We start from the raw sequence: 21,292 nt of genomic DNA, 5'->3' as shown, positions 1-21,292 counted from the left end.
GACGGCGAACCGCTCAACGAGTTCTGTTTCGCACTGCAAGACCGCACGCACAGCCATTACGGCCTTTCATGCCCAGGCAGACACAGGTTATCCGCACGCATCGTTGCGCTGAAGACGCACTACGTCTGACGTGCGATGGGCGACAGCGCCATAATCAATGCGGCTGCCGCAAGACCTGTGCCGCCGTCACCATATTGCGCAGGGCCGTCTCGGTTTCGGCCCAGCCGCGCGTCTTCAGTCCGCAATCGGGGTTGACCCAGAGCTTGTCGGGCGCGATCACCTGGGCGGCCTTTTCCAGCAGACGCGTCATGTCCGCCACATCGGGAATGCGCGGGCTGTGGATGTCGTACACGCCGGGGCCGATCTCGTTGGGATAGTTGAACTCGCCGAAGCCACGCAGCAGCTCCATGTCGGAGCGGCTGGTCTCGATGGTGATGACGTCGGCATCCATCGCTGCAATCGCGGGCAGGATGTCGTTGAATTCCGAATAGCACATGTGGGTGTGGATTTGCGTCGAATCGTTCACGCCCGATGCGCTGATGCGGAACGCGCCGCTCGCCCAGTCGAGGTAGGCGGCCCAGTCCGCCTTTCTCAATGGCAGGCCTTCGCGATAAGCCGGCTCGTCGATCTGGATGATGCCGATGCCCGCCGTCTCGAGGTCGGCCACCTCATCGCGGATCGCCAGCGCGATCTGCAGCGCGGTGGTGGCGCGCGGCTGGTCGTCGCGCACGAACGACCATTGCAGCAGCGTGACCGGACCGGTCAGCATGCCCTTCACCGGCCTCCCGGTCAGCGACTGCGCATAGCGTGCCCACGCCACCGTCATCGGTTGCGGGCGCGATACGTCGCCGTAGATGATCGGCGGCTTGACGCAACGGCTGCCGTAGGACTGCACCCAGCCGTTCTGTGTAAACGCAAAGCCGGCCAGCAACTCGCCGAAATACTCGACCATGTCGTTGCGTTCGGCTTCGCCGTGAACCAGGACGTCGAGCTCCAGCACTTCCTGTTTCTCGATGACACGCCTGATCTCGTGCTGCATGGCAGCGGTGTAATCGGCCTCGCTGAGTTCATCCGCCTTGAAACGGGCGCGCGCATGCCGGATCTCCGGCGTCTGCGGGAATGAGCCGATGGTCGTGGTCGGAAAATCCGGCAGCTTGAATCGCGCACGCTGTGCGGACTGGCGAACCGGGAACGGGCTGTTGCGCCCGTTGTGAACGGGTGTCAGGGCGGCCAGTCGCGCAGCGACTCCCGCGTCGTGCACTCGCGATGAATCCCGGCGAGACGCCAGCGCCCGGGCATTTGCGGACAGTTCAGCAGCCGCCGCCTGACGCCCCTGATTGAACGCAGTTTTCAGCGTGGACAAGGCCGCGATCTTCTCATCGGCGAATGCCAGCGAGTCACGGACCTCCGCGTCCAGTGCGGTTTCGCCCGCCAGGCTTGCCGGCACATGCAACAGCGAACACGAGGGCGCCAACCACAGCCGGTCGGCCAGGCGGGCATGCAGGGCCTCGAAGCGATCGAACACGGCGTTCAGGTCGGTCTTCCAGATATTGCGGCCATCGATTACGCCAACCGACAGCACCTTGGTGGCGGGCAGCCAGTCGACTACCTGGGCGAGCTCGTCCCCGCCGCGCACACAATCCACATGCACGCCGGCCACCGGCAGCTTCAGCGCCGCCAGCAGGTTCTCGCGCAACGGCCCGAAATAGCTGGCGAGCAGAAGCTTGACGCCCGCGCTGTTGAGGGCGTGATAGGCGCGTTCGAAAGCCGACCGCCACGCGTCGGGCAAATCGAGTGTGAGTATCGGCTCGTCGATCTGCACCCATTCGACCCCCTGCGCCTGCAGGCGCGCCAGAATCTGTGCATAGACCGGCAGCAGCCGGTCGAGCAGGTCGAGGCGATTGAAACCGGCCGCTTTCTCCTTACCCAGCCACAGGAAGGTCAGCGGACCGATCAGCACCGGCTTGGCGGAAAATCCGGCCGTCTGCGCCTCGGCCACCTCGTCGAACAACCAGCCGGGGTCGAGCGCGAAGTGCGTGTCCGGCGTAAACTCGGGCACCAAATAGTGGTAATTGGTATCGAACCATTTGGTCATTTCCATCGCATGGCACGCGGCATTGCCGCGCGCCAGCTGGAAATATTGCGGGAGTGTGAGCGTCGCGTCGAAGCCGAAGCGTTGCGGCGCGCAACCGAGCAGCGCGACGTGATTGAGCATCTGGTCGTAGAACGCGAAGTCCCCTACCGTCACGAAATCCAGCCCGGCCGCATGCTGGCGTCGCCAGTTCGCCTGGCGGATACCGCTGGCCACGGCTTGCAACGCAGCCTCGTCGATCTCGCCGCGCCAGAATGATTCCTGCGCAAATTTCAGTTCGCGGTTCGGGCCGATGCGTGGAACGCCCAATACGTGTGCCAGTGCCATGTGCGTGCTCCCAAGTAATGATGGACACCATCATGCCAATGCGAATAACATGAGACAAACGAATATTCCTAATCATTTGCATGAATAAATCTCATGTCGAGTTGCGTCATCTGCGGCTGTTGCAGGCGGTAACGGAAGCGGGCGGGCTGACCGCCGCGGCCGAACGCCTGCACCTCACGCAGTCGGCGGTGTCGCACCAGTTGAAAGCGCTGGAAGACGCGCTGGGGTTGCCGCTTGTCGAACGCGCGGCGCGGCCGCCGCAGCTCACTGCCGCCGGGCGTCGCCTGCTGGCGCTGGCGCATGCCGCGCTGCCGCAGGTGGACGCCGCGCTGCGCGACCTGGCCAAGCTGAAGGACGGCGACGCCGGCGAATTGCGGATCGCGGTGGAATGCCACACCTGTTACGATTGGCTGATGCCGGCAATGGACAGCTACCGCGACGTCTGGCCCGGGGTGGAGCTCGACTTGCTGGGCGGCTTCCAGGCCGACCCCGTGGGCCTGCTGCTGGACCGGCGCGCCGATCTCGTCATCACCTCGGACACCGTGCCGCGTGCGGGCGTCGCATATAGACCCCTGTTCGGCTTCGAGATGCTGGCGCTGCTACCGCCGGGCCACCCGCTCACGGCAAAAAAATGGCTGCTGCCAGCCGACTTTGCCGATCACACCCTGATCACCTATCCGGTGCCGGAAGACCGGCTGGATCTGATCCGGTGCGTGCTCGCACCGGCCGGGATCAAGCCGGCGCGGCGCGAGGCGCAATTGACGGTGGCCATCCTGCAGCTCGTCGCCAGCCGTCGCGGCCTGGCCGCGCTGCCGGCGTGGGCGGTCGCGCCCTACCTTGAGCGTGGCTATGTCGCCGCGCGCCGTATCGGGAAGCACGGTCTGTGGGCCGAACTGCACGTCGCGGTGCGTGAAGCCGACGCGGCGCGCACCTATGTCACCGACTTCATCGAAACCGTGAAACGCGACAGCTTTGCACGGCTGCCGGGGATTCAACCGGCTATCATCGCAGCATGACGCCCCGCCTCAGCTTCCGCCTCATCCTCGGCGACGACATCGCGCTCGGCCCCGGCAAGGTGCAACTGCTCGAAGCCATTCATGACACCGGCTCCATCGCCGCTGCCGGTCGCAGCATGGGTATGAGCTACAAGCGTGCCTGGCATCTGGTCGACACGATGAACCGCTGCTTCAAAAGTCCGCTGGTCGAGGCCAGCAAGGGCGGCGCCCACGGCGGCGGCGCGGCGCTGTCCCCGCTGGCTTTGGAGGTCATCGCCCTGTATCACCGTCTGGAAGCCCGCGCACACAAGGCGACCGATGCCGAGATGGCCCAATTGAGCCGGCATCTGGCGACGCATACCGATTCGTCCTGAGTCCCGGATCCTTGCCTCATTCCCCCGAGGGTTGATCCAACGTCATTGATCGTCGCCATGATGGCGGCCCTGCTGCTTTTCTGTGCGCCTTTGCTGCGGTGGCCATTTCTGACGCGGCGGGTTTTGGCGGTGCGCGCCTGCTACTGCCGCTGTCAGGTTAATTCAAAGCTTGCAGATTTTATTTTCGATATGACACAATGGCTACATCGAAAAAATTTCAATTCCCACGCTTCACTCACTTGGGGTCTTCCATGTAATGGCTGCAACAACGTCAGCTGGGTTTGAACGATCTCAAGCCACCCGGCTGCACGAGTTGCGACGGCTATTCGACCGGCTACAGACCCGCGCCGCATATCCCATCCGAACTTCCGTCCGGCCACCGTCATCCGGCTCTGCCCGCTTGATGGCACATTTCCCTCTGAACCCCGCATCAGGAAATCAACCATGCAAACCCGTGCACGCAACCAGTTTCCCGGTACCGTCAAAACCGTTCAGAAAGGCGCAGTCAACGGCAAGGTCGTGATGAAGTTTAAATTCTTCGTATTTTTGCTTGCCTCGCTGCTATCGACCAGCGCGCTCGCCGAAGAGATTCTGGTCGCCGTGGCCGCCAATTTCACCGCACCCATGAATGCCATCGCCGCTGAATTCGCCAAAGATACTGGCCACCAGGCCAAACTGGCGTTCGGCTCTTCCGGCAAGTTTTATGCGCAGATCAAGAACGGCGCGCCCTTCCAGGTCTTCCTTTCGGCAGATGTTGAAAAACCTGCCAAGCTGGTGGAAGAAGGGCTGGCCATCTCCGCCAGCCGCTTCACCTACGCCATTGGAACGCTCGTGCTGTGGTCGGCCAGGGCGGACTGGGTCGACGCCAATGGCGCAGTACTGAAGAACGGCCAGTTCAACAAACTTGCCCTCGCCAACCCCAAGCTTGCTCCCTACGGCCAGGCCGCCGTCGAGGTACTGGCCGGCATGGGACTGCTCGATCGACTCACGCCCAAGTTCGTGCAAGGAGAAAACATCGCCCAGACCTACCAATTCGTGATGACGGGTAACGCCGATCTGGGTTTCGTCGCGCTTTCGCAGGTCATGAAGGACGGCAAGATTACCAGCGGTTCGGCTTGGGTCGTGCCCGGTAAGATGCATACCCCGATTCGCCAGGACGCGGTAATCCTGACCAGCGGCAAGGGCAATGCCGCCGCCGAGGCGCTGATGACCTATCTGCAGGGCGACAAGGCCAAGGCCATCATCAAATCCTATGGTTACGAAATCTGATCCAGGATCATGGGCTTTTCCGATACCGACCTCACCGCGATTTGGCTGACCCTGCGACTGGCCGGTCTGGTCACGATTCTGCTGCTCGTCATCGGCACGCCGATCGCCTGGTGGTTGGCCAGAACCCGCTCGAAGTGGAAAGCGCCCGTCGGCGCAGTGGTGGCGCTACCGCTGGTATTGCCGCCCACTGTGCTGGGGTTTTATCTGCTGGTGGCGATGGGGCCGAACGGTCCCATCGGCCACTTGACCCAGTCGCTCGGGCTGGGTGTCCTGCCGTTCACTTTCTGGGGGCTGGTGGTGGCCTCGGTGCTCTATTCCATGCCCTTCGTGGTGCTGCCGATCCAGAACGCCATCGAAGCCCTGGGCACGCGCCCGCTGGAGGTGGCCGCCACCCTGCGCGCGAGCCCCTGGGACAGTTTCTGGAGCGTGGTGGTGCCGCTTGCCCGGCCCGGCTTTCTCACCGCCAGCATCCTCGGCTTTACCCATACCGTGGGCGAATTCGGCGTTGTGCTGATGATCGGCGGCAACATCCCCGGCGTCACCCGCGTGGTTTCAGTGCAAATCTACGATCACGTCGAGGCGCTGGAATATGCCGAAGCACACTGGCTGGCCGGCAGCATGGTGATCTTCTCCTTTCTGGTGCTGCTGGCGCTTTACACTTTCAAGCCCAACAAGCTCCGGGGCACGCCATGACCCAAGTCACCCCCGGACAAACCGACCGTGTCGGCGCCGGCATCGGCGACCTGTTGCTGGGCTGGGTGCCGACCCGACTGCTGCTGGCCGGACCAGGGATCATCCTGCCGATCGCCGCCGTCAAAGTGTTCCAGCACGCACATTGAAGCCAGAAACCATGAACGACAACATTCAAGCCGGATTCTTCCTGCAATACCCGGACTTCACCCTCGATGTCGATCTCGACCTGCCCGGCCGCGGCGTCACCGCGCTGTTCGGCCACTCCGGTTCCGGCAAGACCACGCTGCTGCGCTGCATCGCCGGGTTGGAATGCGCGTCCGCCGGTCGTCTCGTCGTCAACGGCGAAGTCTGGCAGGACGCCGGCCACTTCCTGCCGACGCATCGCCGCCCGCTCGGTTACGTGTTTCAGGAAGCCAGCCTGTTCCCGCACCTCACCGCGCGCGGCAATCTTGAATACGGTATGAAGCGCGCCGCTGAACCGCTGGACCGCGCTGCGCTGGATCATGTCATCGACTTGCTCGGCATCCGTGCGCTTCTGGATCACAAGTCGGGCCAACTCTCCGGCGGCGAGCGTCAGCGCGTCGCCATCGCCCGAGCCCTGGCGGTCAAACCCCGGCTGCTGCTTATGGACGAACCGCTGGCCGCACTCGATCTCAAGCGCAAGCAGGAAATCCTGCCCTACCTGGAACGCCTGCATGACGAGCTGGACATCCCGATGCTTTACGTCAGCCACAGCCCGGACGAAGTGGCGCGGCTGGCCGATCACATCGTCGTCCTCTCCAAGGGGCGTGCGCTTGCCCAAGGCGGGCTGACCGAAACGCTGGCGCGCGTCGACGTGCCCATCCATCTGGGCGAGGACGTTGGCGCGGTGCTGGAAGGCACGGTGGGCGAACGCGATGCCGCCTGGCATCTGGTTCGCGTCGATTTCGCCGGCGGCGGCCTCTGGGTGCGCGATACCGGCCTGCCGCTCGGCCACCGTGTGCGCATCCGCATCCTGGCGCGCGATGTCAGCCTGTCGCTGGCGCATCAGGACGACACCAGCATCCTCAACCTGTTGCAGGGCGCGGTGACCGAAATGGCCGACGACACCCACCCCGCCCTGACCCTGGTCCGGGTCGAGGTAGGCGGCACGCCCATCGTCGCCCGCGTGACCAAACGCTCCGTCGCCGCGCTCGATCTTGCGCCCGGCAGGCCGGTCTGGGTCCAGATCAAGTCCGTGGCGCTGATCGGTTGAGATCGACATCCTGATCGGCTCGACGTCGTATCCAGTGGCACCGCCGGCCTGGGCTGGCGCTTCGACCTGGCGGCGCTGGCCTGGGGCAACCCGATCCTGGAAAATACCTCCGCTTGCGATCTGCTGCTGGTCGACGAACTCGGGCCACTGGAATTTCGGGGCGAGGGCGGCTTTCTCGCCGGCTTCGCTGCCACCGAAGCGCGCCGTTATCGTCTGGCCATCGTCGTAGTTCGTCCCGAATTGCTGGACACCGCCCGCGCCCGCTGGCCATGATTCTCGCCGATTTACGACAAGGATATTTTATGAACAGCCCGTATCGCCTGCTGCCGCCTGCACCGCGCTTCTGCCCCGGTCAGCGCTGGTTCAATATCGGTCTGCGCTGCGCCCATCTTGTCGGCATCGCAGGCATTGGTGGCGGTTTCCTGTTTGACCTGCCCGAGGCGCAATGGCGGCCGTTCTGGCATCTGACTCTGGGCACTGGCGGGTTGCTCGCGCTGCTCTATGTCTGGACCGATTTCGCCTGGCTGCTGAAACTGAAAGGGCAGGCCATCCTGCTCAAACTGGCGTTGCTCGCCCTGGCCCACTTTTATTTCCCGGACTGGCGCGACACGGCCTTCGTTGGGGTCATCGTCCTGTCCGGATTTTTCGCCCACGCGCCGGATCGGCTGCGTAGTTACGCCTGGGGCCGCGCGGCGCGTCCGTGTGGTGAGGAGACCCTGAAATGAACATTTTCGACATCGACTTCGGCCAGCTCTACCGCGAGCACATGTCTGCCGCCGGCGGGCGTGAGAAACCGCCGGAGGAATGGGACGCCCGCGCTTCCTCAATGAAGGTGCACGTGGGCGACAGCGGCTACGTGTCCGAATTCATCCGCCGCATGGACCTGTCCGGCTGCGCGACCCTGCTTGATGTCGGCTGTGGCACTGGCGCCATCGGCCTCGCCCTGGCCAAACGCATGACGCGGGTGTATGGCCTCGATTACAGCCGGGGCATGCTCGATGTCATGCTGGGCAGCGCCGCGCAGCGCGGCCTGGCAAACGTCGAAGCGATCCGGTGCGCCTGGGAGGACGACTGGAGCGACGTGCCCGCCTGCGATATCGTCGTGGCCTCGCGCTCCACCATGGTGATGGACATGGCCGATGCGCTGGCAAAACTGGATGCCAAGGCGAAACGACGGGTTTATCTCACCAGCATGGTTGGCGGCCGTTTCATCGATGCCGAGGTGGCCGAATTGCTCGGCCGCTCGCGACCGCCGCTGCCGGACTACATCTACATCCTCAATATCCTCTACCGCATGGGGCGGCGTCCCCGGCTCGACTACATCGAGAACGACAACCGCCTGGCCGGCGCGGAGAACCTCGACGAGTTCCTGCGCAAGGTGGCCTTCTCCGTGGGCAAATTATCCGAGAACGAACGTGCATGCCTGGCCGACTGGTATGCCGCCAATCCGGAACGCGCCCGGCAGGGCGGCGAGCCCTTCCGCTGGGCATTCGTGTCGTGGGGCACGCGGCCAGGCTGAATAAACGTCTGTGCATACCGCGTTCGCTGCGGCGCAGGTACGCCGTGCCTACAACTCGGAAAACAGATACACCAGCACCATGATGCCCAACACCACCACCGACAGGTTCATCGCGATCCCCGACCAGGTGCAATAGCGCGCGGGAATTTCGATCGGTTTCAGCGTAGCGAGCACACGCCGGAACTGAACAATGGAGAACCCGATCACCGTTAGCGCCAGAACGATAAAGGTGATGCCGATCCAGAACGACAGATCGCGCCCTGAGTGGCTCGGGTCCTGACGCAGCAAGTGGAGAAACAGGCCGAAACGCTCCAGCACGAAGCCGAATGCCATCAGGGTGAGCCCGGTGCGGTTCCACGCCATCAGGGTGCGTTCGGCGGCGAAAAAGACGCGCGGGTCGTTGAGATCGGACATGTCTAGACGTACTCCACTTCGCTGGGCAGTGCGCTTTTCAAGGTCTGCGCCAGCTGCTCGAAGGTCTCCGGGAACGGCGCACGCTTGCGCCACACCAAGGCGATGCTGCGCCCCGGCGGTGGCGACTTGAACGGACGGATTTCAACCGCCTTTTTGCTGACGCGCGGCCCGGCATCGACCGCCAGCGCCGGCAGCAGCGTCAGCCCCAGCCCCATCGCCACCATCTGGCGCAGTGTTTCCAGGCTGGTGGCGCGCACTTCCTCGCGGCCGCGCGAGCCAGAGCTGCAGACGTCGAGCGCCTGATCGCGCAGGCAGTGCCCTTCGTCGAGCAGCAGGAGTTTCTCGTTGATGATGTCGGACACCTTCAGCGCATCGCGTTTGGCGAGCGGGTGCCCGACGGGCAGCGCGGCAAAAAACGGCTCATAGAACAGCGGTTCGACGCGCAGGCTGTCCTCGCTGACGGGCAAGGCCAGCAGGCCGGCATCGAGTTTGCCGTCAACCAGGTGCTGCAAGATCTGCGGCGTCATTTCCTCGCGCAGCAGCAGCCGCAGGTCGGGGTGTTTTTTATGCACCAGGGTCAGCGCATGCGGCAGATAATACGGCCCCAGCGTAGGAATCACGCCGAGATGAATCGTGCGCGCCATCGGGTCCTGGGCGTGCCTGGCCAGTTCGCGGATGCGCTCGGATTCCTCGACAATGCTGCGTGCCGCCTGCAGGATTTCCTGGCCGATCGGCGTCGGGGTGACGCGCTTGAGACTGCGGTCGAACAGCGTCACGCCGAGAAAGTCCTCCAGCTTCTTGATCTGGGTGGACAGCGTCGACTGGGTGATGAAGCAGGCTTCTGCCGCGCGGCCGAAGTGTCCGTGGTCGGCGAGTGCCACCAGATATTTCAGTTCTTGCAGGGTCATATCTGAACATTCGACTTTATCAATCGTCCCATTCTAGATTATTCATAAGTCAAATTCTTATTTGCGGTCGGCAACAACACGCCGGTTTCTTCGTCAGCAATCCGCTTAAATTCTCCGCCTTCATCCGCTCGCACAAATGCGACCCGGCCACCGGTATGCGCGACAACACCATGCAGTGGAACTTCTGGAGAACGCCGGGCAGAAGGCACAGCTCATCGACAATCTGGTGGGCGCGTTAAAAGGGATGCCGCGCGTGATCCAGGAACGCCAGCGCGGTCATTTCCACAAGGCCGATCCGGAATATGGACGCCGCGTGGCCGCAGGCCTGAAACTCGATATCGATGAGGTAATGACGAAGGCCGCCTGATAGTAACTGGAGCGGGCGCGAACCCCGCCACGGCTGTGGGCGATAACGAGACGTCGAGCATTGGCCTAAAGTGAATCCATGAACATCGCCGCCCGCATCTTGCAGGATTATTTCAGCGACCCACGCCACGCTGCCACGCTCAAATTCGGTAGCGGCGGACTGGCGCTCGCGCTGCTGGCGACATTGCTGTGGGTGGCGTGGGCGCAGGGCGGCGCCCGGCCCGGCACGCCGATGGGGATGGCGCTGGCCGGCTCCGGCGCGGCGGCGCTGGCCACCGCGCTGGGCGCGCTGCCTGTGCTGTTCATCCGCAAGATTTCCACGCGCTGGGAAGATGTGATGCTGGGGTTCGGTGCCGGGGTGATGGTGGCCGCCGCATGTTTTTCGCTGATCCTGCCGGGCGCCGCTGCTGGCGCCGACATTCTCGGCAGCAAACTGGCAGGCACCACCATTGTCGCCGTGGGGTTTGTGCTGGGCGCGCTGTTCCTGCTGCTGGCCGACAAGGCGCTGCCGCACGAGCACCCCGGCGCCGGCCGCCACGGCCCCGGCTGGATGCAGTTGCGCCACGTGTGGCTGATGGTGTTCGCCATCGCCCTGCACAATTTCCCCGAAGGCATGGCGATCGGCGTCGGCTTTTCCGGCGGCGACACCTCGGTGGGCATCCCGCTAGCCGCCGCCATCGCCATCCAGGACATCCCGGAAGGCCTGGTTGTGGCGGTGGCACTGCGCACCGTCGCCTATACGCCGTGGCGGGCGGCCGCCATCGCCGCACTCACCGGACTGGCCGAGCCACTCGGCGCCATCGTCGGCGTCGCGCTCACCTCGGGATTTGCGCCGCTCTACCCGGCCGGGCTGGGCTTTGCTGCAGGCGCGATGATCTGGGTGGTGTCGCACGAAATCATTCCGGAAACCCACCGCAAGGGCCATGAACAGGCCGCCACGCTCGGCCTTATCGGCGGCTTTGTGGTGATGATGCTGCTGGATACTGCGCTGGGATAATTTTTGTGAAGGCTGAAACCCGATCCAGTTGATTGTGGGGATCAGGCCGTTCGCGCTATCCTGCCGCTCCAACGGCCAGCTCGGGCATCTGCCCCGCCGTTTCGGCAGCATGTTGGTGATGCCCCAGCGCCAGCGCATAAATTTTCTGCAGGTCCTCTTCGCTGATGTCGATGAAAGTGTCGATCTGGGACAACGCGTAGACCAGGTCGCTGTGCGGGATCATGCATTTTTCGCCTGAACCGGCAGTTACCGTCGCCGAAGGCTCGCACACCAGCGCCTGATGCCACCACATCTGCGGATAACGCCGCCAGGCGAACGGATAGTTGAACACAACCGCCACGGCCAGCAGCACCATGACGTTCAGCAGCACCGGGCTGAACAGGTAACCGTAGCCCAGCGCATGCACCGTCTCGCCCCCGAGCACGGCATACATCGCAGTGGCGCCGCCCGGCGGATGCAAACAGCGCAGGCTGTACATGGCGGCGATCGACAAGGCCACCGCCAGTGAGGCGGTCAGCATCGTATCGTCGCCCAGCCAGCGCACACAACTGACGCCTACCAGCGCCGACACCATATGCCCGCCGAACACCGGCCACGGCTGCGACATCGCACCGTGAGGCGCGGCGAACAGCAGCACGGCGGTAGACCCCATCGAGGCAATCGCCAGCATGCCGGCATGGCTGCCGATCCAGACATGGCCGACCCATAGCACCACCAGGATGCCGAACAGGCCGCCGGCCGCCGAAATCCAGTGTTCGCGTTCCGAAACCGAGTAAGCCAGTTTCCGTACCATTATCGTGAGTTCGCCATATGAATGTAGCAGAGTGTGCGTAAAAGCACTGAGTCAATCGGGGATGGCAAGCGCAGGGGCGCACCTCAAGCAGCTGTCGGGCATACGGCGGGGGCCGCGACATCAACCCGTGCTCCAGGCGCGCGGACGCCGCATGCCGGCGATCATGCATGCCTGCTTCACGTAACCGTAGGGAAACAGCTCGAACAGCTTTTTGCGCGCGTCTTTCCCCATGCGCTCGGCCAGATGCCTGATAACGAAGCGGGCATCGGCGATGACCTGGTGTTCCTCGAAGTAGTCGCGCATAAAGCGAATGACGTCCCAGTGGTCGCCATCAAGCTGGATATTCTCCTCCTGGGCCAAGGCCTTGGCCACGTCCTCGTTCCAGTCGGCGGGCTCGATCAGATAGCCTTCTACATCACGTTCCGGCATCAAGATCGCGAGGTCGGGGGCTTGATTCATGGCAGACTCCTTTGGCTTTTGGAATGAGGCTAGTTTAGAGATCTCTTATATATCCATCAAACGATTAATTTTAGTGTCTAATATCGAAAAACTCGATGAATAACATATGGACACCGAACTCGCCCGCACCTTTCTGGCAGTGGCCGCCACCGGCAACTTCGGCGCCGCCGCCAGCCGCCTCCACATCACGCAATCGACCGTGAGCGCGCGCATCCGTACGCTGGAAACCACACTCGGTGTGCGCCTGTTCCAGCGCGGGCGCAACGGCGCAGAACTGACGCCATCGGGCAAGCGCTTCATGCGTCACGCCAAGCACCTGATGCGTACTGTCGAACAGGCCCTGCACGACGTCGGCCTGCCGCAGGGATTTCACGATGTGCTGACACTGTCGGGCCGCATCGCGCTGTGGGAAGGTTTTCTGCCGCGCTGGGTGGCCTGGATGCGCGAGGCCGCGCCGGACGTTTCGCTGCGCCTCGAAATCGGTTTCGAGGCCGACATCATGCAGAACCTGATCGAAGGCTCGGTGGACATCGGCGTGATGTACACGCCCACCTCGCGTCCCGGGCTGGCGGTGGAACCGCTGTTCGAGGAAACCCTGCTGCTGGTGACCAGCGATCTGGCGCGCGGCTGGCCGGACGAGGGCTACATCCACATCGACTGGGAGCCTGAATTCCATGTGCAGTTCAGCGAGAGCTTTCCCGACATGCCTCCGCCCACGCTGGTCGCCAACATCGGCTGGCTGGGCGTGCAGCAACTCTTGATTTACGGCGGCAGCGGCTATTTTCCGCAACGCCTGGTGCGGCGCTACATCGAAGCCGGGCAGTTGTGGCTAGTGCCCGACAGCCCGCAGTTCAGGCTGCCGGCGTGGATCGTGTTTCCGCGCGACAGCGACAGCGCCACGCTCAGAAGCGCACTCGACGGCTTGCGCACCCTGGCCCGCGAGGAGCAGACGCGCACCGACTGATCAGTCGGGTTTGCGCGCGACCAGATCGACCAGCGCCGACATGCCGTGGTGGTGCGTGCCTTCGCCGATGAACGATTCGTGTTCGGCGAGATGCAGGATTTCCCAGTCGCCGAACCATTCACGCAAAAGATCGGCGGTGTACATGTTGGCGGCATGGGGCGGACCGCCGGTGGCGAACTCGATCTGCTTCGGCGTGTAGCCCTGCAGGATCAGCAGTCCGCCCGGCTTGAGGGTGCGGCGGATGCCTGCAATGATGCGGTCGCGTCCGGGCGGCGGGGCGAACTGGATGAAGATGGCCGCTACCAGATCGTAGGCCGCCTCCGGCCAGGTCCAGTCGAGCACATCGGCCTGCTCGATTTCCAGCGTCACGCCCCGTTCGCTGGCCAGCCTGCGCGCCTTCTCCAGCGCCGCCGCCGAAAAATCGATGGCATGCACCCTGGCCCCATGCCCGGCCAGCCAAACGCCGTTGCGACCCTCGCCATCGGCAATGGCCAGTGCATGCATGCCGGGCTGGATCAGCGCTGCCTGGCTCGCCAGAAACACATTCGGCGCGGTGCCGAAAATGTAGTCGTCCGTGGCATAACGCGCGTCCCAGAAATCGGAGCTCACCGGGCGTTGGCGGTGAGGAGCTTTTCCAGTTGCGCCGCGGGCACCATGCCGGGCACGCGCTGGCCGTTGGCGAAGATCAGCGTAGGCGTGCCGGAGACTTTCAGCTTGTTGCCCAGCGCGATGGTGGCTTCGACCGGGTTGGCGCACTTGCCGTCGTTTTTCGGTACGCTGCCGTTGTTGATGTAGTCGTCCCACGCCTTGTTGCGGTCGGGCGCGCACCAGATCTGCTTCGAGGCCTGCACCGCCTTGGGGTGAAGCCCCTCGATCGGGTAGAGGAAGGTGTAGACGGTGATGTTGTCGACCTTGGTCAGTTCGGCCTCGAACTTGCGGCAGTAAGGACAATCGACGTCGGAGAACACCACCAGCTTGCGCGCGCCGTTGCCCTTGACGGTCTTCAGCGCGTTGTTGAGCGGCAGCGTGTCCCACTTCACCGCCTGCAGCTGGTTCAGCCGCGCCTGCGTCAGGTTACTGCGGTTCTTCAAGTCGATCACGTCGCCGGTAAACACGTATTGCGCCTTGCCGTCGACGTAAATCAGCTGGTCGTCGAGATAGACCTCGAACAATCCGCTGTAAGGCGTTTTCTGCACCGAGGCGATGGTGGCCCCCGGAAACTGCTGGGTCAGCGCCTTGCGGATGACGGCCTCGTTGGCCTGCGCGGCCGTAGCGAACATCAGGGTTGCGGCCAGCGCCAGGGGGGTGAATTTCATTCGAGACTCCAGAGAAAAACAAAAATCAGGACATTGCCTCGCGTACCAGCGCCGCCTTTAGCGGCGGCAAGTGGTCGACCAGCGTCATCCCGGCATTGCGCAGCCACGCGGCACGGTCGTCGGCAAACAGATGATGCAGGCCGTGGGTAAGCGCCTGCATCCGCTGCACCGGCTCGGCGCGCTGGCGGGCGTAGCGTTTTAACACACGCACATCACCACAATGGGTGTGACGGCGCCGCGCCAGTGTATCAGCCAGCGCTTCGGCATCGCCAAAGCCGAGGTTCACGCCCTGCCCCGCCAGCGGATGCACGCCATGTGCAGCATCGCCGATCAACGCGACGCCCGGCGCCACAACCGAAGCCACCCGGATCAGCCGCAGCGGAAACGCCGCGGCTGGAGTCAGCGAATACAAGACGCCCAGCCGGTCGTGGCCGGCCGCCTGCACCTTTTCGGCCAGTGCTGCCGGGTCCAGCGCGACCAGTTCATCCGCATGCGCCGACTGGGTTGACCAGACCATCGAGATGAGGTTCCCCCCTGAAGGGGGACGCCGATCCACTGCGAGCTGAGGCCCGCGTGGAGTCACATGCCCCATCAATGGCAGCCAGGCAAGGATATCGCTGCCGGCAAACCACTGGAACGCGGTTCCGCGATGCGGAATTTCGCATGTGAAATTCGCCACCACGCCGCTCTGGCCGTAGGGCGTCAGCGTCGAGCCGAGGCCCGCCCATTCGCGGATGCGCGAGGCGGCGCCGTCGGCACCGACGACCAATTCGGCTTCCAGCTGCGAACCGTCGGCCAGTGCGATCCGCGTGAAACGTTCACCGCGTTCGAGCGATGCGATCGTCGCCGGACAATGCAGCGCGACGTTGCCGTCGGCCTCGATCGCCTGCCACAGGGCGTGCTGCAAATGCCCGCTTTCGAGGATGGTGGCCAGATGCGACACGCCCGCCTCATAGGCGTCGAGCCTGAGCGCGCCGGACGCGTCGCCCGACACGTCCATGCGGAACACCGGCTGGATGCGGCCTGCATCCAGCCGGTGCCAGGCGCCGGTGCGTTCGAGAAAACGCTGGCTGGCCGGACTGATGGCGTAGATGCGGGTATCCCAGGTGTCATCCGGAACCGGGGGCGGCTGGCGTTCGATCAGCGCCACCCGCAAGCCCTGCCGGCCGAGCGCCAGCGCGGCCGCCGAGCCCACCAGCCCGGCGCCGACGATGACGACCTGATAGCGTTCGACGCTCATCCGCGCGCCCCGAATATCATCCGCCGCGCGACAAAGCTTTTCAGCGGCGGCAGCACCTCCAGCGCCAGCAGGCCGAGGCCGCGCACGTGGCGCAATGGCGCGATGTCGTTGGAGAACACGCGCACCAGGAAATCGGTGAAGCCGACGCCACCGAGCACGTCGACGCGGCGGCCGCGCGCGTAGGCACGCAGCATGGCCGCGCTGCCGATCTCGCCCGCCGGGGTGTCGCCGCACAGGCTCGCCAGTTCCCAGGCGTCGCGCAGGCCGATGTTGAACCCTTGCCCCGCGACCGGATGCAGCGTCTGCGCGGCGTTGCCGATGCGCACCACGCGGTCGGCCGCCTCGCTGCCGCTGTAGGCGAGCTTCAGCGGGAAGGTCTTGCGCGGGCTGGCGGACAGGAAAAGGCCTTGGCGCCCGCCGAAGTGGCGGTATAGGGCAGCGAGAAACGCATCGTCCGGGATCTGGGCAATGCGCTCGGCGTCTTCCTGCCGGGCGGTCCACACCAAAGCGTAGCGATCGCCCTTCGGCAGCAGCGCCGCCGGGCCTTCCGGGGTGAAACGCTCATAGGCCTGGTTGGCGTGCGGCAGCTCGGTCTGCACTTCGCACACCACCGCCGTCTGGTCGTAATCACGTTCGAATTTTGGTTCGGGCGCCGCGTGTCCGCGACCGCCATCGGCGACCACCACCAGCGGCGCGGCATGGGTGCTGCCGTCGGCAGCATGCAGGGTCGCCATGTCAGAGCCGGATTCGATGCGCTCAGCCGCCACGCCGTACTCGACCGCGATGCCTGCATCGACCAGCGCTCGTTTCAGCACCGCGGTCAGCGTGGCGTAGGGCAGCACATAGCCCAGCGCCGGCACCCCGGCATCCTCTGCGGCCAGCCGCGCCACCCCGAGCGCGCCGCGCTGTGAAATATGGATGCGGCTGATCGGGGTGACGCCTTCAAGCGCGTCCCACACCCCGAGGCGTTCGAAGATCAGGCGCGCGCCATGCGATAGCGCCAAGGTACGGCTGTCGGCGCGCGCGTCTTCCGGCTGGGCTTCGAGCACGTGCGCGCGAATTCCCTGCTGCTGCAGCGCCAGCGCGCACACTGCGCCGACCGGGCCGGCACCGACGATCAGGATGTCGCTCAGCCTCGCATCCATTCCTCGATCTCCGCCACGGTTTTCGGCGGCGTGGTCAGCATCTCGCAGCCGGACTCGGTCACCGCCACATCGTCCTCGATGCGGATGCCGATGTTCCACAGGGCTTCGGGAACGTCGTCCGCCGGGCGGATGTAGAGGCCCGGCTCGACGGTCAGCGTCATGCCCGGCTGCAACGGGCGCCAGTCGCCCTTGATCTTGTATTCGCCGGCGTCGTGCACGTCCAGCCCCAGCCAGTGGCCGGTGCGGTGCATGTAGAAGCGGTCGTAGGCTTTCGATTCGATCAGGCCGTCGACCTCGCCCGCCAGCAGCCCGAGGTCGACCATGCCCTGCGTCAGCACGCGCACCGCCGCATCGTGCGGCGCGATCCAGGCAGCGCCCGGCCTGACCGCCGTCATCGCCGCCGCCTGCGCCGCCAGCACCAGTTCGTAGGCATCCTTCTGTGCCGCCGAATAGCGGCCATTCACCGGAAAGGTGCGGGTGATGTCGGCCGCATAACTGCCGAACTCGGCTGCGGCGTCGATCAGCAGCAGGTCACCATCGCGCAGCGGCTGATTGTTGAAGACGTAGTGCAGCACGCAGGCGTTGGCGCCGCTGGCGACGATGGAGGTATAGGCTGGCGCCTCGGCGCCGCCGCTGCGGAAGGCGCACAGCAGCTCCGCCTCGACCTCGTATTCGTGGCGGCCCGGCCGGGTCGCGCGCATCGCGATGCCGTGCGCGCGGCTGGAAATCTCCGCGGCGCGGCGCATCAGGGCAAGTTCGTGGCCATCCTTGACCAGCCGCATCTCGTCCAGCCAGACGCGTGCGTCCACCAGATGGGACGGCGCAAGCACGCCGCTGCGCGCACGGCCGCGCACCGCGTTGAGCCAGCCCATCACCTGCGTGTCCCAGGCCATGTCGCGGCCGATGATGTAGGCAAGCACCGGCTGGTTCTCCAGCAGCCCGGGCAGCTCCGTATCCAGCGTGTCGCAGGCGAAGGCCTCGTCGAAGGCGAACACCTCGCACGCTGCCGCCGGGCCGTAACGGAAGCCGTCCCAGATCTCCCGCTCTTCGTTTTTCTCGCGGCAGAACAGGACGTGGCGCGGCGCGGCGCCACCCACCAGCACCAGCACCGCCTCCGGCTCGTTGAAGCCGGTCAGCCAGTAGAAATAGCTGTCGTGCCGGTAGGGGTAGTGGGTGTCGCGGTTGCGCGGCACCTCCGGCGCGGTAGCGATGACCATCACCCCCTCGCCCATCTGCTCCAGCACCCGCTGGCGGCGGGCGCGGTAAATTGCGGAATCAGGCTGCATGGTGCTGTCTCAGTTCTCCGTCCAGGGTGGCGAGGCGAGCCGGCGTACCGACATCGACCCAGCGCCCGTCAAAATGTTCGCCGCTCACGCGCCCGGCGTCGATCGCCCACCGCAACAGCGGCGCGAGCGGGGCCTTTTCAGCCACCGCAGTGTCGGCGAACAGCGCCCGGTGGTAGACGCCGATGCCGGAGAAGGTGAGCAAAGAGTCGTGCGCCGAGAGCCGAGAACCAGGGTTGTACAGCCGGCCCGCATCCAGCACGAAATCGCCCTGCGGATGCTGTGGCGGGTTGTCGACCAGCACCAGATGCGCCCGGTCGTGGCCGGCGGGGAGGCACGCCGCCGGCCCGGCCAGCCGGCTGAAATCGTATTCGCAGTAGATGTCGCCGTTCACCACGGCAAAGACCTCGGCATCGATCAAAGGCAGCGCGGTGGCGATGCCGCCCGCCGTTTCCAGCGCGCTGACTTCGCGCGAATACGCGATCGACACGCCGAACCCCGCACCGTTCCCCAACGCCGCCTCGATCTGCTGGCCGAGGTGGGCGTGGTTAATGACGATACGCGTGAAGCCCGCCGCGCACAGGCGCTCGATATGCCAGACGATGAGCGGCTTGCCACCCACCACCAGCAGAGGCTTGGGCGTATGGTCGGTGAGCGGGCGCATGCGCTCGCCACGCCCGGCGGCGAGGATCATGGCGGTTTGGGTTTGTGCAGTGTTCAAAGCGAAAACCTCATTACGGCTGTTCGTTTCTCAACTCTTGCTTCTTGGCTCCCCCATACACGACAAAGCGGAAGCGCTTGTACCAGCAGTCAACATCGTCAAACCCAGCCTCGGCAAGCCACATCAATTGGTCGGATAACAAGGCACTCTTGTCCTCCCGCATCCTCTCCCGGGCTTGCGTCAATGCCAACTCAGATATGCCGTTTGCCTTTGCATCCTCAAGCCATATTCTTTCGTATTGGTCCTCGCCTATACGAGAAGGCGCCAGAGCCTGATCGACATTGATGAACATGCCGCCAGGGCGAAGTGCATGGTATATTTTTTGAAACAGGATCCGCTTGTCTTTATCCTCCAAATGATGGATCGACAAAGCAGAGAGCACGAGATCATATTCAGATATAGCGGCTAGTTGAGAATGCTCCTGCAACGAATATGTCACGAGTGGATTGCTCGCAAACCGCCGCTTCGCTTGTGCAAGCATGGCTTCCGATACATCCGTAAGATGAAGTCTTGCAGCAGGAAGAACTTTTGAGGCCATCGCGCCAAAAAGGCCTGTTCCCGCTCCGAGATCGAGAACGTGAATTCTCGCTTCGCCGGTAAACGGTATTACGCGCATAGCCGTACCGTACAACTCGTCAAATGACGGGACAAGTTTCGGTCGATCCCGGTCATAGGCTGTTGCACATTGATCGAATAAATCGCGTAGCTTCATGTCGTTTCTGGGTCGAGCGGTTTGTAAATTAGTCCACGTAGGCGCATTAGCCGCAGGCATGGTGCGCCGGATGTGTGAAGACCAAATAGTAACCATAAACGGCCAGTCACCACCGCCCTGGTTTTGACCTTCCTCCCCTCTCAGCCCCGCCGAAAATTGAGCCTGCCGGGTGGATCAGCGGCAAAGGTGTCTGAAGCCCCGCTCACAAAAAACAAAATTAAAAGCAGCAAAAGTGGGGCGAGTTCTTTGCCGCCCACCCGGCAGGCTCGGTTTTCGGGAATTCGGGGATGAGCGGGGTCGCCTTTTCTTTGGTTACTTTCTTTTGGCGAAGCAAAAGAAAGTAACTAGCCGCCGGGCTACCCCCGGCCAACGGACTCATGCCCGTTGATACTCCCAACATACCGCTGACCCATTGGCTGTGAATGGTGCGCACGGCGCACCCTACTCACCACCGCCCTCAAAACGTATACCCCACCTGCGGCTGTTTGTCCTGCAACCCGTCCAGCAAAAACAGCAACGGCTTCAGCTCGTCGTAGCGCTCGCACACGCGGCGCAGGTAGCGCATCACCCGCGGCATGTCCTTCAGATAGCCGTCCTTGCCGTCGCGGTGATACAGCCGCGCAAAGATGCCGAGCACCTTGATGTGGCGCTGCGCCCCCATCCATTCGAAGTCGCGCCAGAACGCGCCGAAGTCTTCCGGCACCGGCAGGCGGGCGGAGCGCGCCTTTTCCCAGTAGCGGATCACCCAGTCGAGCTGCTGCGCCTCGTCCCACTGGATGTAAGCATCGCGGTAGATCGAGGCGATGTCGTAGGTGATGGGGCCATACACCGCGTCCTGGAAATCGAGAATGCCAGGATTGGGGTCAGACACCATTAAATTGCGAGAATGCCAGTCGCGGTGCACGTACACCTGCGGTTGCGCGAGGCTGTTGGCAAGCAGGCGCCCGAACACGGTCTCGAGAATGGCCCGCCGATCATCCGTCATGGTTACGCCCAGGTGCTTCGCCACATACCACTCGGGAAACAGCATCAGCTCACGGGTAAGCAGCGCGCGGTCGTATTCCGGCAGCACGCCGGGGCGGCTCGCCTGCTGGATGCGGATCAGCGCGTCGTTCGACGCCAGATACAGCTCGCGCGCCACGCCTGGATTAAGCGCGGCGTCGTTGAGCGCCGTCAGGTAGGTGGTGTTGCCCAGATCGGTCAGCAGCAAGAAGCCCCGATCGAGATCCTGCGCCAGCACCTGCGGCACATGCACCCCGGCGTCGCCGAACAACCGGGCGACGGCGATGAACGGGCGACAATCCTCGTGCGCCGGGGGGGCGTCCATCACGATATAATCGCGACCTTTGGCAGTGACGCGAAAATAACGGCGAAAGCTGGCGTCCGCAGACGCCGGGGCAATGTCCAGCGATATCGTCTCCAACTGTCGGGCAGCCCAGCCCTGTAATGCCTGCAAACGTTCCACTGCCAT

At 64.0% G+C, this 21,292-nt stretch carries 25 protein-coding genes; 12 read left to right on the top strand and 13 right to left on the bottom strand.

Translation table 11 applies throughout. The features are described from left to right. Window positions 1-154: 154 nt before the first annotated feature. The gene (gene metE, locus ACZ41T_RS11710; RefSeq protein WP_464921571.1) at window positions 155-2,419 is read right to left on the bottom strand and encodes a 5-methyltetrahydropteroyltriglutamate--homocysteine S-methyltransferase; all 2,265 of its coding nucleotides are present in this window, start codon (window positions 2,417-2,419) and stop codon (window positions 155-157) included. 80 nt (window positions 2,420-2,499) lie between these two features. Between metE and ACZ41T_RS11705 the strand changes: the two genes are divergently transcribed. The 8 genes from ACZ41T_RS11705 to ACZ41T_RS11670 all read left to right on the top strand — a co-directional run bounded on the left by ACZ41T_RS11705 (window position 2,500) and on the right by ACZ41T_RS11670 (window position 8,503). After that, window positions 2,500-3,435, top strand: a complete 936-nt coding sequence (locus tag ACZ41T_RS11705; protein ID WP_464921570.1) for a LysR family transcriptional regulator — start codon at window positions 2,500-2,502, stop codon at window positions 3,433-3,435. Then, window positions 3,432-3,788 (top strand): winged helix-turn-helix domain-containing protein, encoded by a 357-nt coding sequence (locus ACZ41T_RS11700; protein ID WP_464921569.1) that lies wholly within the window; start codon window positions 3,432-3,434, stop codon window positions 3,786-3,788. The genes ACZ41T_RS11705 and ACZ41T_RS11700 overlap by 4 nt, the downstream gene beginning before the upstream one ends. 444 nt (window positions 3,789-4,232) lie before the next feature. Continuing rightward, a complete protein-coding gene (modA, locus tag ACZ41T_RS11695; protein WP_464921568.1) occupies window positions 4,233-5,057 on the top strand; it encodes a molybdate ABC transporter substrate-binding protein in 825 nt (274 codons plus the stop codon). Window positions 5,058-5,066: 9 nt separating this feature from the next. Beyond that, the gene (gene modB / locus ACZ41T_RS11690; RefSeq protein ID WP_464921567.1) at window positions 5,067-5,750 is read left to right on the top strand and encodes a molybdate ABC transporter permease subunit; all 684 of its coding nucleotides are present in this window, start codon (window positions 5,067-5,069) and stop codon (window positions 5,748-5,750) included. Further along, window positions 5,747-5,896, top strand: a complete 150-nt coding sequence (locus ACZ41T_RS11685; RefSeq protein ID WP_464921566.1) for a hypothetical protein — start codon at window positions 5,747-5,749, stop codon at window positions 5,894-5,896. Before modB ends, ACZ41T_RS11685 begins: the two co-directional genes overlap by 4 nt. 11 nt (window positions 5,897-5,907) lie before the next feature. Continuing rightward, window positions 5,908-6,984 carry a molybdenum ABC transporter ATP-binding protein gene (gene modC, locus ACZ41T_RS11680; RefSeq protein WP_464921565.1) on the top strand — a complete coding sequence of 359 codons (1,077 nt, stop codon included), beginning with the start codon at window positions 5,908-5,910 and terminating at the stop codon, window positions 6,982-6,984. 302 nt (window positions 6,985-7,286) lie between these two features. After that, on the top strand, window positions 7,287-7,709 hold the full coding sequence (locus tag ACZ41T_RS11675) for a hypothetical protein (protein ID WP_464921564.1): 423 nt from the start codon (window positions 7,287-7,289) through the stop codon (window positions 7,707-7,709). Beyond that, complete coding sequence (locus ACZ41T_RS11670; protein ID WP_464921563.1) at window positions 7,706-8,503, top strand: class I SAM-dependent methyltransferase; 798 nt, start codon at window positions 7,706-7,708, stop codon at window positions 8,501-8,503. The genes ACZ41T_RS11675 and ACZ41T_RS11670 overlap by 4 nt, the downstream gene beginning before the upstream one ends. A gap of 48 nt (window positions 8,504-8,551) precedes the next feature. Here ACZ41T_RS11670 and ACZ41T_RS11665 read toward each other — a convergent pair whose 3' ends face one another. After that, window positions 8,552-8,917, bottom strand: a complete 366-nt coding sequence (locus ACZ41T_RS11665) for a YidH family protein (RefSeq protein ID WP_464921562.1) — start codon at window positions 8,915-8,917, stop codon at window positions 8,552-8,554. A 2-nt stretch (window positions 8,918-8,919) separates the two neighbouring features. Continuing rightward, on the bottom strand, window positions 8,920-9,825 hold the full coding sequence (locus ACZ41T_RS11660) for a LysR substrate-binding domain-containing protein (RefSeq protein WP_464921561.1): 906 nt from the start codon (window positions 9,823-9,825) through the stop codon (window positions 8,920-8,922). Between ACZ41T_RS11660 and ACZ41T_RS11655 the strand changes: the two genes are divergently transcribed. From ACZ41T_RS11655 to ACZ41T_RS11645, 3 genes are all read left to right on the top strand, one after another. After that, window positions 9,792-10,064, top strand: a complete 273-nt coding sequence (locus ACZ41T_RS11655) for a catalase (protein WP_464921560.1) — start codon at window positions 9,792-9,794, stop codon at window positions 10,062-10,064. The two genes, ACZ41T_RS11660 and ACZ41T_RS11655, sit on opposite strands and share 34 nt — an antisense overlap. Next, window positions 9,962-10,192, top strand: coding sequence for a catalase-related domain-containing protein (locus ACZ41T_RS11650; RefSeq protein ID WP_464921559.1), 231 nt, complete (start codon window positions 9,962-9,964; stop codon window positions 10,190-10,192). Before ACZ41T_RS11655 ends, ACZ41T_RS11650 begins: the two co-directional genes overlap by 103 nt. 78 nt (window positions 10,193-10,270) lie before the next feature. Beyond that, window positions 10,271-11,188 (top strand): ZIP family metal transporter, encoded by a 918-nt coding sequence (locus ACZ41T_RS11645; RefSeq protein ID WP_464921558.1) that lies wholly within the window; start codon window positions 10,271-10,273, stop codon window positions 11,186-11,188. 55 nt (window positions 11,189-11,243) lie between these two features. On the opposite strand, the gene ACZ41T_RS11640 is transcribed toward ACZ41T_RS11645, so the two are convergent. Together ACZ41T_RS11640 and ACZ41T_RS11635 are read right to left on the bottom strand one after the other, a co-directional pair. Then, a complete protein-coding gene (locus tag ACZ41T_RS11640) occupies window positions 11,244-11,981 on the bottom strand; it encodes an HPP family protein (RefSeq protein ID WP_464921557.1) in 738 nt (245 codons plus the stop codon). 120 nt (window positions 11,982-12,101) lie between these two features. Next, a complete protein-coding gene (locus ACZ41T_RS11635; RefSeq protein WP_464921556.1) occupies window positions 12,102-12,440 on the bottom strand; it encodes a TusE/DsrC/DsvC family sulfur relay protein in 339 nt (112 codons plus the stop codon). Window positions 12,441-12,546: 106 nt separating this feature from the next. Between ACZ41T_RS11635 and ACZ41T_RS11630 the strand changes: the two genes are divergently transcribed. Beyond that, window positions 12,547-13,404 carry a LysR family transcriptional regulator gene (locus ACZ41T_RS11630; protein WP_464921555.1) on the top strand — a complete coding sequence of 286 codons (858 nt, stop codon included), beginning with the start codon at window positions 12,547-12,549 and terminating at the stop codon, window positions 13,402-13,404. On the opposite strand, the gene ACZ41T_RS11625 is transcribed toward ACZ41T_RS11630, so the two are convergent. The 8 genes from ACZ41T_RS11625 to ACZ41T_RS11590 all read right to left on the bottom strand — a co-directional run bounded on the left by ACZ41T_RS11625 (window position 13,405) and on the right by ACZ41T_RS11590 (window position 21,286). Next, window positions 13,405-14,013: an SAM-dependent methyltransferase gene (locus ACZ41T_RS11625; protein WP_464921554.1), complete on the bottom strand. Its 609-nt coding sequence runs from the start codon at window positions 14,011-14,013 to the stop codon at window positions 13,405-13,407. Then, entirely contained in the window at window positions 14,010-14,720 is a 711-nt protein-coding gene (locus tag ACZ41T_RS11620) for a DsbC family protein (RefSeq protein ID WP_464921553.1), read from the bottom strand. The genes ACZ41T_RS11625 and ACZ41T_RS11620 overlap by 4 nt, the downstream gene beginning before the upstream one ends. A 25-nt stretch (window positions 14,721-14,745) precedes the next feature. Next, entirely contained in the window at window positions 14,746-15,960 is a 1,215-nt protein-coding gene (locus ACZ41T_RS11615) for a UbiH/UbiF family hydroxylase (RefSeq protein ID WP_464921552.1), read from the bottom strand. Next, the gene (locus tag ACZ41T_RS11610; protein WP_464921551.1) at window positions 15,957-17,105 is read right to left on the bottom strand and encodes an FAD-dependent monooxygenase; all 1,149 of its coding nucleotides are present in this window, start codon (window positions 17,103-17,105) and stop codon (window positions 15,957-15,959) included. Before ACZ41T_RS11610 ends, ACZ41T_RS11615 begins: the two co-directional genes overlap by 4 nt. After that, window positions 17,090-18,391, bottom strand: a complete 1,302-nt coding sequence (locus ACZ41T_RS11605) for an aminopeptidase P N-terminal domain-containing protein (protein ID WP_464921550.1) — start codon at window positions 18,389-18,391, stop codon at window positions 17,090-17,092. Before ACZ41T_RS11605 ends, ACZ41T_RS11610 begins: the two co-directional genes overlap by 16 nt. Then, on the bottom strand, window positions 18,381-19,082 hold the full coding sequence (murU, locus tag ACZ41T_RS11600; protein WP_464923967.1) for an N-acetylmuramate alpha-1-phosphate uridylyltransferase MurU: 702 nt from the start codon (window positions 19,080-19,082) through the stop codon (window positions 18,381-18,383). Before murU ends, ACZ41T_RS11605 begins: the two co-directional genes overlap by 11 nt. Before the next feature lie 40 nt (window positions 19,083-19,122). Beyond that, entirely contained in the window at window positions 19,123-19,821 is a 699-nt protein-coding gene (locus ACZ41T_RS11595) for a class I SAM-dependent methyltransferase (protein ID WP_464921549.1), read from the bottom strand. 457 nt (window positions 19,822-20,278) lie between these two features. Continuing rightward, window positions 20,279-21,286: an aminoglycoside phosphotransferase family protein gene (locus tag ACZ41T_RS11590; RefSeq protein ID WP_464923966.1), complete on the bottom strand. Its 1,008-nt coding sequence runs from the start codon at window positions 21,284-21,286 to the stop codon at window positions 20,279-20,281. Between the last annotated feature and the right edge of the window lie 6 nt (window positions 21,287-21,292).

The sequence above is a fragment of the Thiobacillus thiophilus genome (assembly GCF_055378705.1).
Note: the sequence above shows the minus strand (reverse complement) of the source record. Positions and strands in the feature narration are given on the sequence as shown.